The following is a 17,018-nucleotide window of genomic DNA, read 5'->3' as shown; positions in this document are numbered from 1 at the left end:
GTTCTATGCGCAAAAAAAGCACAGGGAATCATCCCCATGCTTTGTTAAATCAAATTAGTTTATGATGCGAATCTTAACTGTTTTTCTTCCCCAAGCCTCTGCCCGTGATTGAGAAGAAAAGAACACATCAATCTTGTTACCCTTTATAGCTCCTCCAGTATCTGATGCAATGGCATATCCATACCCTTCAACATATACTTTTGTGCCAAGAGGTATAACATTCGGGTCGACTGCGATTACTTTCGCATTCGGATTAGCTTTTAAATTGTAACCTGAAGCTGTGATCCCAGAACATCCTGAACAGTTAGCAGTATAAGCTGTACTTGTAACAATAAGCTCTCTGCCGCCAGAATTACTCGAAGCTTTGCTACGGGATACTACAGGCTGCGGTTTTGCTTTTGTACCGATAGCAACAATCTTATCTTTGCTGTCGCTTAACGTTTTTTCGCCAACAAGTTTTCTGGAAACCTCTTTACCATTTTCCATAACAACTTCGTAGCGTTTTTCTAGCTTGCCTTTCTTGCCATCTTGCACGACACGCTCTTTGCCTTGTGTTAATCCGCTGTCTTTACGGTTAACAGTAGCAAATGGTGTTTCTTCTTCCACTACATCGGTGACCTTTTCTACTCTGATGACTTCAACCTGCGTTTTGCCAGTGATTTTTTCTGTTTTGGCAGGTGATACTCGGTCTATTTCACCTAATGATACCTTTTGTTGCTTCAAAAGGTCAGCGACGGTAGTCGAAGTGGTCCAGACTTGCTGTGCTTTTCCGCCTACAACAAGCTTTACCGGAAATGCTGATTCGATCTTAATCTTGCCTTGATCTTGAATACCAGCAGATAGATTTGGCTTAATGACATCATGCTCTTTCAGCGATAACTGCTGTTCTTTTACGAATTGTTCAACAGTCTTTGCTGTCGTCCATACCTTTTTGTCTTTGCCATTTACGGTAAGGACAATTTCCTTAGCCTTCAAATAGTCAACCTTCATGTTGTCTTCGACCTTTGCTGATAGCCCAGGCTTTACAACATCATGCTGGTTAGGTTTTATATTTTGTTCGCTTAGAAGTTCTCTTACTGTGCTAGCATGTGTTTTAACTTGGCTTTTCTTTCCGTCAAGCATTAGTGTTACTTCTGCTTTCGTAGTTTCATAACCTACGAATCCAGTAGTTACCGCTAAAACGAGAAGAGCGGCTAAAGAAAGATAAAGTTTCTTTCTCGTAAAACTTGAGAACAAAGCTGTAATATTCTTATACATCCAATTTCCTCCCCTACAAGGACTGCATTATAAATATCTTTTTTCTCTCTGTCAAATCCCTCCTTTTTCGTCATTAATTGACCCAAGGCTAATTAAAACGGATAAGAAGGAAAAAGGGAAGAAAAAACGTTTGACAATTTTCCTGTCCCTTTTGTCATTTCTTGAAAGATTAACGCGATATTCTTCATGCTTCGTTTGTTTCCGACAGCATATCCTAGCGGGATATGTTAAAAATTCGAAATGCATTGTCGGAAGTTTTCTTAATGATGTCTTCAAGTGGAAGATCTTTTATATCTGATAAAGATTCTGCTACATACTTTACATAAGATGGTTCGTTTCTTTTGCCTCTTAATGGATGAGGACTAAGATAAGGACAATCAGTTTCAATTAATAGCCGGTCCATCGGAATATCTTTCGCAACTTCCTTAACCTTTTTTGCATTCTTAAATGTTACTGGTCCACCAAAACTTATGTAGAAATTCATTTCCATACATTGACGGGCAACCTCTATACTTCCGCTGTAGCAATGCATAATGCCGCCAACTTCATGGGCTTCTTCTTCCCTAAGGATGTCAACAACGTCTTGTGTCGCTTCCCGGTTATGAATAACGATGGGGAGCTTCACTTTTTTCGCAAGGCGTATTTGGCGTCTGAATACTTCTTTCTGAACATCTGCAGGCGACTTATCCCAATGATAATCCAATCCCATTTCGCCAAGAGCGACAACTTTTGGATGCGCTGCAAGTTCTTCAATCCAGGCCAAATCTTCTTCCGTCATGTCGATTGCATCGACTGGATGCCAGCCTACGCAAGCATAAATGAAGTCATATTCTTCAGCGAGATCCATAGCGCCTTTGATCGTTTCCCGGTCAAAGCCCACAACCACGATGTGCTGAACTCCTTCATCTAAAGCCCGCTGGATAACCTCCTGACGGTCTTCTTCAAATTGTGCTGCATTCAGATGTGCGTGTGTATCAAACATAGTGTACAATCCTTTCAACTTTACAAATCTTATCACATTTTCCATTCATTCGGGTAACAGTAGCATTACAATATAATTACATTGTGGGTATTAAGACCTATTTATATTAAAGATTTACAAGTGTTTCCTCTATCTTAAGCACTAAAAAAGCAGGGATATCCTCCCCGCTTTTTCTCATTATTTAACTTTTGAACCATTTGGAAGTGATTGATCAACTGTCGCCAATGTTAATTGACCATCAGAAGAACCTGCTAAAATCATTCCCTCTGAAAGTTCTCCGCGCAATTTCACAGGTTTAAGGTTTGTTACGCAAATCACTTTTTGTCCAACAAGATCGTCCGGCTTATAATACTGGGCAATGCCAGAAACGACTTGGCGTTTTTCGTATCCCAGATCCAATTGAAGCTTTAACAGTTTATCAGCTTTTTTTACTGGTTCAGCTGCTATTACCGTTGCAACCCTTAAATCTACCTTCATGAAGTCATCGATGGAGATCTCAAGTTTTTGATCGGCTGCAGATGGGGCTTCTTGCTTTACTTCTTCTTTTGGCACTTCTGCCGGTGCAGAAGTGCTTCCCATAGAATCTTTAATGAACTGTACTTCAACTTCTGTTTCAAGTCGAGGGAAGATTGGATCCCCTTTTACAACTGAAGTATCTGCCGGAATGGTGCCAAACTCCTTTAAAGAATCCCAGTCTGTCAGTTTAGAGTCATTCAAACCAAGCTGGCTCCAGATTTTCGCTGGAGTTTCTGTCATGAACGGCTGAATCAGAACAGATACGATGCGGATTGACTCTGCCAGGTGATACATAACACTTGCAAGTTCACCTTGTTTTGCTTCATCTTTCGCTAGCACCCATGGCTGCGTTTCGTCAATGTATTTATTTGTACGGCTGACAAGCTGCCAAATGGTTGAAAGCGCGATTGAAAACTCAAGGTTCTCCATCGCTTCTTCTGTTTTTCTAACTGTTTCCATCGCAAAATCTTCAAGGGTTCCATCAAACTCTGTAATACGGCCTTCATAAGCTGGAATCTTGCCGTCAAAGTATTTACCGATCATGGCAATCGTACGGTTTAAAAGATTTCCTAAGTCATTTGCGAGATCTGCATTTACTCTGTCTACAAAGCTTTCAGGTGTAAACACGCCATCAGAGCCAAACGGCACTTCACGAAGCAAGTAATAACGCAGTGGATCTAGACCATAGCGGTCGATCAGTACATTTGGATCCACTACATTTCCTTTAGATTTGGACATCTTTCCGTCCTTCATCAAAAGCCAGCCATGGGCAATAACTTGCTTCGGTAAAGGAAGCCCTAAAGCCATAAGCATGATCGGCCAATAAATCGTATGGAACCGTACAATTTCTTTACTCATTAAATGAACATCTGCCGGCCAGTATTTTTGATACTTCTCATCGTTATCACTGCCATACCCAAGTGCCGTTATATAGTTAGAAAGTGCATCGATCCATACGTAGATAACATGCTTTGGATTTCCTGGAACTTTTACGCCCCAGTCAAAGGATGTACGGGAAACCGCAAGATCCTCTAAGCCTGGCTTAATAAAGTTATTAATCATTTCACGCTTTCGCGACTCAGGATAGATAAAAGATGGGTTCTCTTCATAATAAGCAAGCAAACGGTCTGCATATTTGCTCATGCGGAAGAAGTAACTTTCTTCTTTTACCTTTTTCACTTCACGTCCGCAATCAGGACACTTGCCGTCTTCAAGCTGGCGTTCTGTAAAAAAAGATTCACAATCCGTACAATACCAGCCTTCATATTCACTTAAGTAAATATCATCCTGATCGAGAAGCTGCTGAAAGATTTTTTCGACAGATTTTTTATGACGGTCATCAGTTGTACGGATGTAGTCATCATAAGAAATGTCCATCTTTTTCCAAAGGGCTTTAATATCAGCAACAATTCCGTCTACATACTTTTGCGGATGAAGACCTTGTTCGTTTGCTTTCTTTTGAATCTTCTCCCCATGCTCATCAGATCCAGTAAGGTACATAACATCGAATCCTTTTAAACGCTTGTACCTTGCCATCGCATCCCCTGCTGTCGTTGTATACGCATGGCCGATGTGAAGCTTTCCACTTGGATAATAAATTGGTGTTGTAATATAAAATGTTGGTTTTGCCACTAATACCGCCTCCTCAAAGTATTCTGTAATAAGGAAAAAAGCCCCTCCATTTAGGGACTGTTCGTCTTTTTAAGTTATAGGGAACATTTAACTGTTCCGGAAAATGTATCTTTTTTACAAAAACTATAAAAAACTGTTTACTCTAGGACATAAAAGTAAAAAAGCAAGCGAAAGATTTCTATGTAAATACTTTCATTATTCTCTTTTCTTCCTTCAAAATATACCTAATGCATTGAAAGTGTGTCAAGGTATAGGAGCTAAAGGTTTAAAAGGAGAACATGGATAGTATTTTTTCATTGTTAGTTTTGTCGAAATTTGACGATTAATCTAAGCCTTATTTCCAGTTAATTTTTTTCATCTTTTACACTTATTTGAATTTTTTATGACAATATATGAATATATCTTCCATTTACCGGTTTCAAAAGTATTATAAAACGGGTATATACTAGAGAATTCAATTGGTAAGAGAAATAAAAATGTTTAAGTCAAAACTATTGACGACAATTGGAAATCTTGGTAAGATGTTCTCGTAGGATTTTGTCGAATTCTGACGATTAAAATAGATAGGGAAATTTTTTTATATATTCGGGAGGAGAGATTTTATTATGAAATCTACAGGAATTGTACGTAAGGTTGATGAACTAGGACGTGTGGTTATTCCGATCGAACTGCGCCGTACTTTAGGAATTGCAGAGAAAGATGCTTTAGAAATCTACGTTGATGACGACCGCATCATCCTTAAGAAATACAAGCCAAACATGACTTGTGCAGTAACTGGGGAAGTTTCAGATGATAACTACACTGTAGCAGGCGGAAAAATCATTCTTAGCCGTGAAGGTGCTAAAGAAGTTATGGATGAGCTTCAAAAGCAGCTTCAAACATCAAAATAAGAACATAAACAATAAGAGCCTTCATTTAGAAGGCTCTTTCCCTTTGTATTGAAATTATAGGCCATGATATTCCTGATAAACGGAACGCTTCGGAACATTCCGGTCAACAGCTGCTAACTTAATCGCTTCTTTTGGCTTCTCACCTTGATCTACATAATGATCCACATGTTCAGTCACCGAAAGAGACTCCCACCATTGCTCAGCTGTTTCACTCTCGAATTCTGCATTCCCGCTTCCCTCGACGACTAAGCAAAATTCTCCCCTGATCTCAGCATCTCCCTGACTTATGTAATCAGTAACTTCAGTAAGTGTACCGCGGATAATTTCTTCATATTTCTTTGTTAACTCCCGGACCACCGCAATTTTCCGGTTTTCAAATATTCCATTCATAGCCTGAAGCGTTTCTTTTAGACGATGAGGTGCTTCATAAAATAATAGCGTCGATGGAAAGGGCTTTAATCTTTCTAATTCAGCTTTCTTTTCTTTTTTCCCCCGAGGAAGAAAACCATAAAATGTGAAAAGTTCCGTATTTAATCCGGAAGCAACTAGTGCAGGCAAAGCAGCATTGGCTCCAGGCAGGGGTATGACAGGTATTTTTTCTTCTACACATTGGACGACTAGCTCATACCCAGGATCTGAAATCCCTGGCATCCCAGCATCAGTAACTAATGCGATTTGCTTTCCTTCTTTTAATGCTTCTATAAGCTTTTGTCCGCTCTGCATTTTATTATGATCATGATAACTCGTCAATGGTGCACTAATTTCAAAATAGTTGCATAACTTCTTTGTTTGCCGCGTATCTTCTGCTGCTATCATATCAGCCTCTTTTAATGTGCGAACAGCACGGAACGTCATATCTTCTAAGTTTCCAATCGGCGTGGGTACCAGATATAATGCACCAGTCCCGCGCTCGTCATGGTAGCTCTTTTGCTGCCACATATGAAACACTTCCCTCTTTTATTATTCTCTCTTTTGCGGCTCTGTTCAGTTTCTTTATGGCAAATTCCAAGCGCATTGCTTCTTGTTTCGTAGAAAAAGACTGCTGGAATACAAGCTTAAGAGGTCCTCTTCCTCTTGTATACTTAGCACCTTTTCCTTCTTCATGTTTACGCAGCCGCTGACTGATCTCATTTGTATAGCCTGTATAGTAAGTTCCGTCACCACACTCCAAAATATACACAAAATGATTATTGCTCATGTTCACCGTAGAACATCCTTTTAAGCTCAGCCGTATATTCACCATTCTCTCCATATACCGTAAGTGGCGGAAGTATATGCAGGTCAGGCTTTCCGTTTTTCATTCCTTCTATTAAAAGCATGTTAGCTTCACTTCCGGCTTTTGGATAAATCAGCTGCAGTTTTTTAGGTTCAAGCTTATACTGGCGCATAAATGCTAAGATCTCCATGAGACGGTTCGGACGATGTACCATCGCCACCTTTCCGCCTTGCTTTACAAGCTGGCTGCTAACACGAATCACATCTTCTAAGGAACAATGAATTTCATGGCGTGCAATTGCGAGATGTTCATTCTGATTGAAATCTTCTTCATGGACTGAAGCAAAATACGGGGGATTGCACGTTAACGCATCAAATGTGCCATGACCGTATTTAGCAGGTGCCTCCTTTATATCCGCGAGATCCATATTTACCTGATCATCTAGATTGTTGAGAAGAACACTTCTATTTGCCATACTGTATAGTCTTTCCTGGATTTCAACACCTGTAATGCGGGCTTTGGACCTTTTGCTCAGTAAAAGAGCTACTGCACCGTTGCCGCTGCACAAATCTATAATTTTCCCTTTTTGGATCGGAACCCAAGCAAATCGGCTTAACAGAACCGCATCCAGTGAAAACGAGAATACAGAGGGACTTTGGATTATTTTTAAGTCTTCATGGACTAAGTAATCAATTCTTTCATCAGGCAGAAGCTCAGTCATAGGATATTCCCTCTCTTTCTTTTAAAAAAGGCTTTTTTACTGTAAGTTTGTTGTTTTTGAAGTTTTAGTGAATAACCTTCGTTGACAAGTTGATTGGAGCGGAAGGTGCGAGACTCCTGCGGGATCAGCGGGACAGGTGAGACCCCGCCAGCGCGAAGCGATAGGGAGGCTCACCGCACGCCCCGCGGAAAGCGAGCACCTGGAGCGGAAATCAACCTCTTCTACTAGCTGTTTAGCCACAAAATCACCCATATAAAAAGAAGCCTTCCCCTCAGGAAAGGCGTTTATTTCTTATTTAAAAATGAAAGACAAAACAAACAATCTCCCTCTGAACGTACGCTGCCATAATGAAGGTTGCAAATGTGGAATCCTTCTTGGTAGAGACGTGCCAGATTATCATAGCCCTCACCGATATCGGCGGTAGGCTCTTTTTTCGCTTTAGAAGATGGAGATTTTTTAGCAGAAACTCGTGTCCCCTCAGAGTTCAGCTTGTTTCGAAGATTTTCATTTTCCATCACGAGATGGTGGTTTTCTTCAATTAATGCAGCCAAATGGGTCTTGAAATCTTCTAGTTGCTGTGACAACTCCGTGATTTGTTCTTCCATTTGCACCACGCGGGAAAATATAGTCTTCTTTTCCACGAATTCCACCTCTTTTACTCTGTGGCCTGACTGAATAATTCCTCTTTCTTGCCTTCTGCCAACTCGTCCAATGTAAACTCTGTCGTTCTTTCCATTGAAGGAATGTTTACTTGAATGAGCTTTTCAAGCAAGTTCAAGCCGACAACGCGACCAACACCATGAGGGGTCATAATTTCTTCACCAACATCAGGCATTTCTTCTTTAGCTTCTTCGTAATAGTCATTTTCGTACTTCAGACAGCACATTAAACGTCCGCATAATCCTGAAATCTTAGCTGGGTTTAATGAAAGGTTCTGATCTTTTGCCATTTTGATTGAAACGGGTTCAAAATCTCCTAAGAAAGTTGAACAGCAAAGCATACGGCCGCATGGTCCAATTCCCCCGAGCATTTTCGCTTCATCTCTGACACCGATCTGTCTTAGTTCTATTCTTGTCCTAAAAATAGAAGCAAGATCTTTAACAAGTTCACGGAAATCTATCCTTCCGTCTGCTGTAAAATAAAAAATGATTTTATTTCTGTCAAACGTATATTCAACATCGACCAGCTTCATGTCCAGCTGGTGTTCAATGATTTTTTCCTCACAGCTTTGAAACGCTTCCTTAGCGGCTGCTTTATTTTCATCCACAGATAAAATATCTTTCTGTGTCGCGAGCCGAACGACTTTTTTTAAAGGAAGAACTACATCGTTCTCCCCGACTAGTTTCTTATCGATAACTACCTTGCCATATTCTATTCCACGCGCTGTTTCCACAATAACGAACGCGTCTTTCTTCACTTCAAGGTCGCCGGGGTCGAAATAATATACTTTACCCGCTTTCTTAAAGCGGATGCCCACTACCTCATACAAGGTTTTATCCCTCCCGTAATCGTAAAACCAACTGCTCCATCACCATAAGGGGGCTGACGTTGCTCCTTAGTCTAGCTTGAGCAGTCAGTATAGCTTGCAGAGCTTCTCCTGTTTTCTTTTGAGACGTTTGAAGCGCCTGCTGCTCTAATGCTTGAAGCTGGTCGAAAAACACGACTTTTTCCGACTGTGATAAATGTATAGATAAAAGATCCCGATACCAGATCAAAAGTAAGTTTAAAGCTAAACGCAGCTGTTCTTTCTCTTTAAAAAAGCTTAAATATTGGTCTTGCAGAACAACAAGACAATAATCAGGCCGCAGCCGCAGTTCCTCCGTCAATTGTATCACTTTGGCTCTTGCTTGTGCAAACCACTCTTCCCTACAAATTTCGAGTGCTTCTGCATAATCTGATGTAAGTGAAGAGGCCAAAGCTGCAATCGGCTTCGGTATTTCCTCCTCTAACAGCTTCTGTAAAATCCCTTCAGGAGCAAGGGGCGAGAAAGAAAGAGTCTGTGCACGCGAACGGATGGTATCAAGTAAGCTATGTACCTGTTCTGTTAATAAAATAGCAATCGTATCTGAACCCGGCTCTTCTAAAAACTTCAGCAGACTATTTGCTGCCTGAACGGTCATCTTATCAGCGTGCTCCAAAATATAAACCTTTTTAGAAGACTCCATTCCGCTGTATGCAAATTCCTTCTGCAGTCCCCTGATCTGGTCAATCTTTATCGACTGTCCGTCGGGTGAGATGATATGTACATCCGGATGATTGCCTGATGTGATTCTTTTGCAGTTGGTGCAGTTCTCGCACGGATTCCCATCTTCAGTATTTCTGCATAGAAAGGTTTTAGCTAACGCCGTTGCAACTGCCATTTTGCCTGTTCCGTGTGCTCCTTCAAAAATATATGCATGAGCAAGGCGCTGCTTTTTTATACTGTTTTTTAAAAGTTTCACAACACGGGGCTGCGTCTTGCTGCTTATTTCCCAGCTCATCATACATTTCACCTGCTACGTATATAAATTAACTAATAATCCTTTTATTTCACCTATCTTATCTAATAAGGATATAGAGTCTTTTTCCTGGCTTAATACTGCTTCTGTAATTTGGATCAGCTGTTCATCAATTTCTTTAACAAGTTTGAGTGTCCGTGATCGCCCTTGCTCATTCCAGCTTTTGTTCTGTTTTAACTGCATACCGAAATTAACGGCTTCTTTTACGAAGCGCTGAACCAAATTTTTATAAAGCTGCAGATCTCGTACAGTTTGGGACTGCAGCAGTCTTTTTCCTTGTGTCTCGATATCACCTAACAGCCTTGTCAGCTGTTCAGAGTGAAGTTTCTCACTCTGCTTGGATACCGTCTCTCCAAATGAAAGGGATGTTTTCTTTCCCATTTTCCCCTCATTCTGCTTTGTATCAAGAACTGGTCTTATGTCCTGTCCGATTTTCATAATAACCCCTCAATTTTGAAGCTTAAATTTATTAAAATTGCTGGAAGCTTTCAACTGGCAGTACGAATACCGTTGCACCGCCAACTTCTACTTCAACAGGATATGGTACATAAGCATCCGCGTTTCCGCCCATCGGAGAAACTGGTGCAACCATCTGATTACGACTTTTGCAGTTCTCTCGGATAATATCCATTACTTCATCTATCTGAGCATCTTCCACACCAATCATAAACGTTGTATTTCCGGCTTTAAGAAATCCGCCCGTTGTTGCGAGTTTTGTGGCACGGTAATTCTTTTCAACAAGCGCATCCTGCAGTCGGTTGCTGTCTTTATCTTGAACAACGGCTATAATCATTTTCATGGTAAATGCCTCCTTTTACTTTTCCTTATGATTCGCTAAAAGCTTATCCAAATCCTTTACGATCTCTGCAAACACCGTCTTAGGATCCTGTTCACCGTTAACCCGATGAATTCGTTTCTCCTGATTAGCAAAAATATGCTGAAATCCTTCTCTTACCCTTTCATGATAAGAAAGATCTTTTTGCTCGATCCGGTCGAGGCTGGCCGTTCCGTATCTCGCTTTCATTCGCTCTCGTCCAACTTCTGGAGAGACATCGATAAAATAACTGCGGTCAGGAACGAGTCCGCTCGTTGCAATGCTGTTTACCTGCAGTACCGGCTCTTCTCCGACACCGAGCCCAAATCCTTGATATGCGAGTGAGGCATCAACAAAACGGTCACATAATACAACCTTGCCTTCTTCAAGGGCAGGCAGAATTTTCTCATGAACATGCTGTGCCCTTGATGCAGCATAAAGAAGAACTTCTGTTAGGTCGTGCATTTCTTTATGTTCTGGATTTAAAATAAGCGAGCGGATCTTATCACTGATTCTAGTACCGCCTGGTTCGCGTGTTTGAATGAAGTCAATTTTATTTTGTGTTAAGTATTCAGCAATTTTTGCAACCTGAGTTGTTTTGCCTGATCCGTCTGGACCCTCTAGCGTAATAAATAAGCCTTTCACAATTACTGCTCCTTACTTATATCAAATACATGCATCTTATTCTGCTCACTGATTCCTTGAAATCGAGCACCCTTCTCCTTAAGGAATAAATAATGACGGATGGATTCTGATGTAATTTTTTCTCCCTTTGCAATCAAAGGAATACCTGGAGGATACGGAATTACTGCTTCAGCTGCCGCATATCCTTCAGCATCCTCAATTTGAACATGTTTGACGGACAATCGCTTCATGTCACTATAGGAAAGTCCTAACGTACTGACCGTAGGAAATAGCGATACCGTTTGAATCGTTTCTGTTCTATTTTTATATAAAGAAAGTTTTTCCGAAATTTTATAAAAAACTTCCTTAAGCTCAGTAAGCCCATTGATTGTTCCGAGGGGCAAAATAAGCAATACATTCCGGTCATCGGCAAGCTCTGTAAACAAACCTTCTTCTTCAAAAAGATGCTGCAGTTCAAACCCTGATATATCTTTATCTGACTGAACAGTTATCTTGAGAGGATCTGAAACATAACCTGAAGGAGTTTTAACAGTATGAAGATGATGCAGCGAATTGATAAACACTCTAAACTCATCAGCTTGAAGAATAATATTATCTAAATCCGCCTCTGACAAGTTCTCCATATACAGACGGCTTAAATCCAGTGAAGCCATAATCAGATAAGAAGGGGAAGAAGATTGAACCATCTGAAGAGCTTGCGATAAACGATACTCATCAACTTGATCACTGTTCACATGTAAAAAAGCACCCATCGTTAAAGCAGGTAGTGTTTTATGTGCGGATTGCACAACAATGTCTGCTCCTCTATGTATCGCACTATATGGCATATTTTTAAGTCCAAAATGTGCTCCATGTGCTTCATCGACCAAAACGATGCCGTTATGAGCGTGGATTACTTCTGCTATATCTTCTATACCCTGCTGCATGCCGTAGTAAGTAGGATTTGTTAAAATAATTCCTTTAAACTCAGGATAGCTTCTTATAGCTGCCTTTACAGTATCGAGGCTGACACCTAAGGGAAATCCTCCGTCTTCATCCATTTCTGGTGATAAAAATACGGGTTCCGCACCTGCTAGTTCAAGTCCATTCAGAACTGATTTATGGCAGTTCCTCTGAACAAGAACGATATCACCCTGAATAAATGAAGAAAGAATCATAGCGAGATTCCCAGAAGTACTTCCCCCAATAAGAAAATAACTTCTCTTTACGTTATAAAATGAGGAGAGCAACTCTTGCGCTTCGAGGATTGCTCCTTCTGGATGATGCAGATCATCAAGCCCTGTCAATTCTGTGGCATCTAAGGACAAGACAGGCTGAAAAAAAGGTTTTGCAGTCTTTTCAAAGATATGACCATTTTTGTGTCCAGGAACATGAAAAGACCACTTATTATTCTTTGTATGTTTAATTAACGCCTCATATAGCGGTGCATGTTTCATAGTTAAAAACCCTTTAATTTTTAAACGTTTCTCGTCTTTTGGTATATCTCCATTCTATCACATGTTTCATGCGCAAAGAATTTATCCCATAAAAAAACAGACTGTTTAATCAGCCTGTTTTTATGAAGACGCATTTACTAATTTTAATTTTCTCAATTGTGACAAGTAATGTTTATAATAGTCATCATTTGTTTTAGCAGTAAGGATTTTCTGCTCACATTCCCGGCAAATAAATTGATGAAGAATGTGTAATCCCCGATCCTTTTGCTCCTCACAAACCATACACGTTTCCCCGTACTGTCGTGTGTTTTTCATTCTTCCACCTCCATAATGCCATTGTTGCCAGAATTGTTTATTCATATACGTTTTTTCAGATTATTTAAATGTTCTTTTAAAATGTATGAGACTCTGGCTCTCGTTGTGTCTGTCTTTATTCAATTCGGTAAAATAAACCGAGTATGCGTCCTCATGTTTCCTTAAATCCCCGCTGCATCAGGATTTAAAACAGTTCGATGTGCTGCTTTTAAGAGTTAAAGCATTTTAAATGGAGATTGGGGACAGTGGTTAGATTTTAGTTGATTTGAATTTTTGATCGGTGTACAGAATAGGTGGTTTTATGGGGTTGTTGTTTTAAGCTTTAATTTTATTTTCTAAGCTGTAATTTGGATTTATAGACTGTAATTTAAATTTATAAGCTGTAATTATTACTTTTTAAGTTGTAATTTTTCATTTATAGACTTTTCGACAACAGTGAGGTCGATCAGCTATTTTCTTCACCGCTGATATTCTCCGATTTAAGATAGAGACTTAAAAATTTTTTATAAAAAAATTTGAAGACCTATAAATTTATTTGAAGACTTATAAGTGGTTGTTGAAGACTTGTAACGGTTCGATTACTGTTTTTGAACCTCATCTACTAGTCGTTTCCCGCCTCAACTTTACTTCTTTTATGTAACCAGCATGGATTTTCTATAAAAAAGCTGTTGTTTTCTTTCTTTTTAACACAAAAAAAGAAGATGGATCTTCATCCATCTTCCTCATTGCCTAGCGACGTCCTACTCTAACAGGGGGAGACCCCCAACTACCATCGGCGCTGAAGAGCTTAACTTCCGTGTTCGGTATGGGAACGGGTGTGACCTCTTCGCCATCATCACTAGACCTAACCATGACGTTAACCATGATTTTATTAAGTTTGAGAGGTTGTTCTCTCAAAACTAGATACGACGTTTCCAAACGTTTCATACAATATTAAGGATAAGCCCTCGACCGATTAGTATCTGTCAGCTCCACGTGTCGCCACGCTTCCACACCAGACCTATCAACCTCATCATCTCTAAGGGGTCTTACTCACTTAACGTGATGGGAAATCTCATCTTGAGGGGGGCTTCATGCTTAGATGCTTTCAGCACTTATCCCGTCCACACGTAGCTACCCAGCTATGCCCCTGGCGGAACAACTGGTACACCAGCGGTGTGTCCATCCCGGTCCTCTCGTACTAAGGACAGCTCCTCTCAAATTTCCTGCGCCCGCGACGGATAGGGACCGAACTGTCTCACGACGTTCTGAACCCAGCTCGCGTACCGCTTTAATGGGCGAACAGCCCAACCCTTGGGACCTACTTCAGCCCCAGGATGCGATGAGCCGACATCGAGGTGCCAAACCTCCCCGTCGATGTGGACTCTTGGGGGAGATAAGCCTGTTATCCCCAGGGTAGCTTTTATCCGTTGAGCGATGGCCCTTCCATGCGGAACCACCGGATCACTAAGCCCGACTTTCGTCCCTGCTCGACTTGTAGGTCTCGCAGTCAAGCTCCCTTGTGCCTTTACACTCTGCGAATGATTTCCAACCATTCTGAGGGAACCTTTGGGCGCCTCCGTTACTGTTTAGGAGGCGACCGCCCCAGTCAAACTGCCCGCCTGACACTGTCTCCGAACCGGATCACGGTTCAAGGTTAGAATTTCAATACAGCCAGGGTAGTATCCCACCGACGCCTCCACCGAAGCTGGCGCTCCGGCTTCTCAGGCTCCTACCTATCCTGTACAAGCTGTACCAAAATCCAATATCAAGCTGCAGTAAAGCTCCATGGGGTCTTTCCGTCCTGTCGCGGGTAACCTGCATCTTCACAGGTACTATAATTTCACCGGGTCTCTCGTTGAGACAGTATCCAAGTCGTTACACCTTTCGTGCGGGTCGGAACTTACCCGACAAGGAATTTCGCTACCTTAGGACCGTTATAGTTACGGCCGCCGTTTACTGGGGCTTCAATTCAGAGCTTCTCCCGTAAGGGATAACCCCTCCTCTTAACCTTCCAGCACCGGGCAGGTGTCAGCCCCTATACTTCACCTTGCGGTTTCGCAGAGACCTGTGTTTTTGCTAAACAGTCGCTTGGATCTATTCACTGCGGCTCTCTCGGGCGATAAACCCTATCAGAGCACCCCTTCTCCCGAAGTTACGGGGTCATTTTGCCGAGTTCCTTAACGAGAGTTCTCCCGATCATCTTAGGATTCTCTCCTCGCCTACCTGTGTCGGTTTGCGGTACGGGCACCTCTTTCCTCACTAGAGGCTTTTCTTGGCAGTGTAGGATCAGGGACTTCGGTACTAAAATTTCCCTCGCCATCACAGCTCAGCCTTCACGTTGGACGGATTTGCCTATCCAACAGCCTAACTGCTTAGACGCACTATTCCATCAGTGCGCTCACCCTACCTTACTGCGTCCCCCCATTGTTCAAACGGAAAGGAGGTGGTACAGGAATATCAACCTGTTATCCATCGCCTACGCTTTTCAGCCTCGGCTTAGGCCCCGACTAACCCTGAGCGGACGAGCCTTCCTCAGGAAACCTTAGGCTTTCGATGGACAAGATTCTCACTTGTCTTTCGCTACTCATACCGGCATTCTCACTTCAAAGCGCTCCACCAGTCCTTCCGGTCTGACTTCACTGCACTTCGAACGCTCCCCTACCCCTGTACCTAAAGGTACAAGCCATAGCTTCGGTGATACGTTTAGCCCCGTTACATTTTCGGCGCAGAGTCACTCGACCAGTGAGCTATTACGCACTCTTTAAATGGTGGCTGCTTCTAAGCCAACATCCTGGTTGTCTGGGCAACTCCACATCCTTTGCCACTTAACGTATACTTTGGGACCTTAGCTGATGGTCTGGGCTGTTTCCCTTTTGACTACGGATCTTATCACTCGCAGTCTGACTCCCGCGGATAATTCTCTGGCATTCGGAGTTTGACTGAATTCGGTAACCCTGTGGGGGCCCCTAGTCCAATCAGTGCTCTACCTCCAGGAATCTTGCCGCGAGGCTAGCCCTAAAGCTATTTCGGGGAGAACCAGCTATCTCCGTGTTCGATTGGCATTTCACCCCTACCCACACCTCATCCCCGCACTTTTCAACGTGCGTGGGTTCGGGCCTCCATTCAGTGTTACCTGAACTTCACCCTGGACATGGGTAGATCACACGGTTTCGGGTCTACGACCACGTACTATGTCGCCCTATTCAGACTCGCTTTCGCTGCGGCTCCGTCTATTCAACTTAACCTTGCACGGGATCGTAACTCGCCGGTTCATTCTACAAAAGGCACGCCGTCACCCGTTAATGGGCTCCGACTACTTGTAGGCACACGGTTTCAGGATCTCTTTCACTCCCCTTCCGGGGTGCTTTTCACCTTTCCCTCACGGTACTGGTTCACTATCGGTCACTAGGGAGTATTTAGCCTTGGGAGATGGTCCTCCCGGATTCCGACGGGTTTTCACGTGTCCCGCCGTACTCAGGATCCACTCAGGAGGGAACGAAGTTTCAGCTACAGGGCTGTTACCTTCTTTGGCGGGCCTTTCCAGACCGCTTCACCTACTTCGTTCCTTTGTAACTCCATGTAGAGTGTCCTACAACCCCAGAGGGCAAGCCCTCTGGTTTGGGCTGTTTCCGTTTCGCTCGCCGCTACTCAGGAAATCGCATTTGCTTTCTCTTCCTCCGGGTACTTAGATGTTTCAGTTCCCCGGGTCTGCCTTCTCATACCCTATGTATTCAGATATGGATACCATCCCATTACGGATGGTGGGTTCCCCCATTCGGAAATCCCCGGATCAGTGCTTACTTACAGCTCCCCGAGGCATATCGGTGTTCGTCCCGTCCTTCTTCGGCTCCTAGTGCCAAGGCATCCACCGTGCGCCCTTTCTAGCTTAACCTTATATGATGTTTACACATCAAAGATTCTTGCTTTGGCGCAGATAAATAATCTATCTGCCTTGCATTACTTTGTTTGGATGTCGATATCTAGTTTTCAAAGAACATATAAAATAACCCTTTCATAAAAAATCTTAGAAAAGTGTTATTTAGTTGAGAGAGAGTTCTCTCAAAACTGAACAAAAGGCAAAAGGTGTACTTACGAAACAGTCGAAGCTGTTTCA

General features: G+C 42.3%; 15 protein-coding genes and 2 rRNA genes. 1 reads left to right on the top strand and 16 read right to left on the bottom strand.

Annotated elements, in window-relative coordinates:
* Positions 1–54 precede the first annotated feature (54 nt).
* From ABE41_RS00205 to metG, 3 genes are all read right to left on the bottom strand, one after another.
* Positions 55–1,257: a resuscitation-promoting factor gene (locus ABE41_RS00205; RefSeq protein ID WP_066285384.1), complete on the bottom strand. Its 1,203-nt coding sequence runs from the start codon at positions 1,255–1,257 to the stop codon at positions 55–57.
* Between the two features lie 214 nt (positions 1,258–1,471).
* Positions 1,472–2,239, bottom strand: a complete 768-nt coding sequence (locus tag ABE41_RS00200; protein ID WP_066285383.1) for a TatD family hydrolase — start codon at positions 2,237–2,239, stop codon at positions 1,472–1,474.
* Between the two features lie 177 nt (positions 2,240–2,416).
* Entirely contained in the window at positions 2,417–4,387 is a 1,971-nt protein-coding gene (gene metG, locus ABE41_RS00195) for a methionine--tRNA ligase (protein WP_066285382.1), read from the bottom strand.
* A 605-nt stretch (positions 4,388–4,992) separates the two neighbouring features.
* Between metG and ABE41_RS00190 the strand changes: the two genes are divergently transcribed.
* Positions 4,993–5,277 carry a transition state genes transcriptional regulator AbrB gene (locus tag ABE41_RS00190; RefSeq protein ID WP_066285380.1) on the top strand — a complete coding sequence of 95 codons (285 nt, stop codon included), beginning with the start codon at positions 4,993–4,995 and terminating at the stop codon, positions 5,275–5,277.
* A 54-nt stretch (positions 5,278–5,331) separates the two neighbouring features.
* On the opposite strand, the gene rsmI is transcribed toward ABE41_RS00190, so the two are convergent.
* From rsmI to ABE41_RS00125, 13 genes are all read right to left on the bottom strand, one after another.
* A complete protein-coding gene (gene rsmI / locus ABE41_RS00185) occupies positions 5,332–6,216 on the bottom strand; it encodes a 16S rRNA (cytidine(1402)-2'-O)-methyltransferase (protein ID WP_066285378.1) in 885 nt (294 codons plus the stop codon).
* Complete coding sequence (locus tag ABE41_RS00180; protein ID WP_066294462.1) at positions 6,191–6,475, bottom strand: GIY-YIG nuclease family protein; 285 nt, start codon at positions 6,473–6,475, stop codon at positions 6,191–6,193. Before ABE41_RS00180 ends, rsmI begins: the two co-directional genes overlap by 26 nt.
* Complete coding sequence (locus tag ABE41_RS00175) at positions 6,465–7,214, bottom strand: tRNA1(Val) (adenine(37)-N6)-methyltransferase (protein ID WP_066285376.1); 750 nt, start codon at positions 7,212–7,214, stop codon at positions 6,465–6,467. The genes ABE41_RS00180 and ABE41_RS00175 overlap by 11 nt, the downstream gene beginning before the upstream one ends.
* 284 nt (positions 7,215–7,498) lie before the next feature.
* Entirely contained in the window at positions 7,499–7,855 is a 357-nt protein-coding gene (gene yabA / locus ABE41_RS00170) for a DNA replication initiation control protein YabA (protein ID WP_066285374.1), read from the bottom strand.
* Between the two features lie 14 nt (positions 7,856–7,869).
* Complete coding sequence (locus ABE41_RS00165) at positions 7,870–8,703, bottom strand: PSP1 domain-containing protein (RefSeq protein ID WP_066285372.1); 834 nt, start codon at positions 8,701–8,703, stop codon at positions 7,870–7,872.
* 4 nt (positions 8,704–8,707) lie between these two features.
* Complete coding sequence (holB, locus tag ABE41_RS00160; RefSeq protein ID WP_066285371.1) at positions 8,708–9,694, bottom strand: DNA polymerase III subunit delta'; 987 nt, start codon at positions 9,692–9,694, stop codon at positions 8,708–8,710.
* A 15-nt stretch (positions 9,695–9,709) separates the two neighbouring features.
* Entirely contained in the window at positions 9,710–10,150 is a 441-nt protein-coding gene (locus tag ABE41_RS00155) for a YaaR family protein (RefSeq protein WP_066285370.1), read from the bottom strand.
* A 31-nt stretch (positions 10,151–10,181) separates the two neighbouring features.
* On the bottom strand, positions 10,182–10,511 hold the full coding sequence (locus ABE41_RS00150; RefSeq protein ID WP_066285369.1) for a cyclic-di-AMP receptor: 330 nt from the start codon (positions 10,509–10,511) through the stop codon (positions 10,182–10,184).
* A 15-nt stretch (positions 10,512–10,526) separates the two neighbouring features.
* On the bottom strand, positions 10,527–11,171 hold the full coding sequence (gene tmk / locus ABE41_RS00145; RefSeq protein ID WP_066285367.1) for a dTMP kinase: 645 nt from the start codon (positions 11,169–11,171) through the stop codon (positions 10,527–10,529).
* Between the two features lie 2 nt (positions 11,172–11,173).
* Positions 11,174–12,607 carry an aminotransferase class I/II-fold pyridoxal phosphate-dependent enzyme gene (locus ABE41_RS00140; RefSeq protein ID WP_066285364.1) on the bottom strand — a complete coding sequence of 478 codons (1,434 nt, stop codon included), beginning with the start codon at positions 12,605–12,607 and terminating at the stop codon, positions 11,174–11,176.
* 120 nt (positions 12,608–12,727) lie between these two features.
* Positions 12,728–12,922 (bottom strand): sigma factor G inhibitor Gin, encoded by a 195-nt coding sequence (locus ABE41_RS00135; protein WP_066285362.1) that lies wholly within the window; start codon positions 12,920–12,922, stop codon positions 12,728–12,730.
* 727 nt (positions 12,923–13,649) lie between these two features.
* Positions 13,650–13,765, bottom strand: a 5S ribosomal RNA gene (gene rrf, locus ABE41_RS00130).
* Positions 13,766–13,857: 92 nt separating this feature from the next.
* A 23S ribosomal RNA gene (locus tag ABE41_RS00125) occupies positions 13,858–16,796 on the bottom strand.
* Positions 16,797–17,018: the final 222 nt, after the last annotated feature.

It is taken from the genome of Fictibacillus arsenicus (genome assembly GCF_001642935.1).
Taxonomy (GTDB): Bacteria; Bacillota; Bacilli; order Bacillales; family Fictibacillaceae; genus Fictibacillus; species Fictibacillus arsenicus_B.
This window is presented reverse-complemented; position numbering and strand designations above follow the sequence as displayed.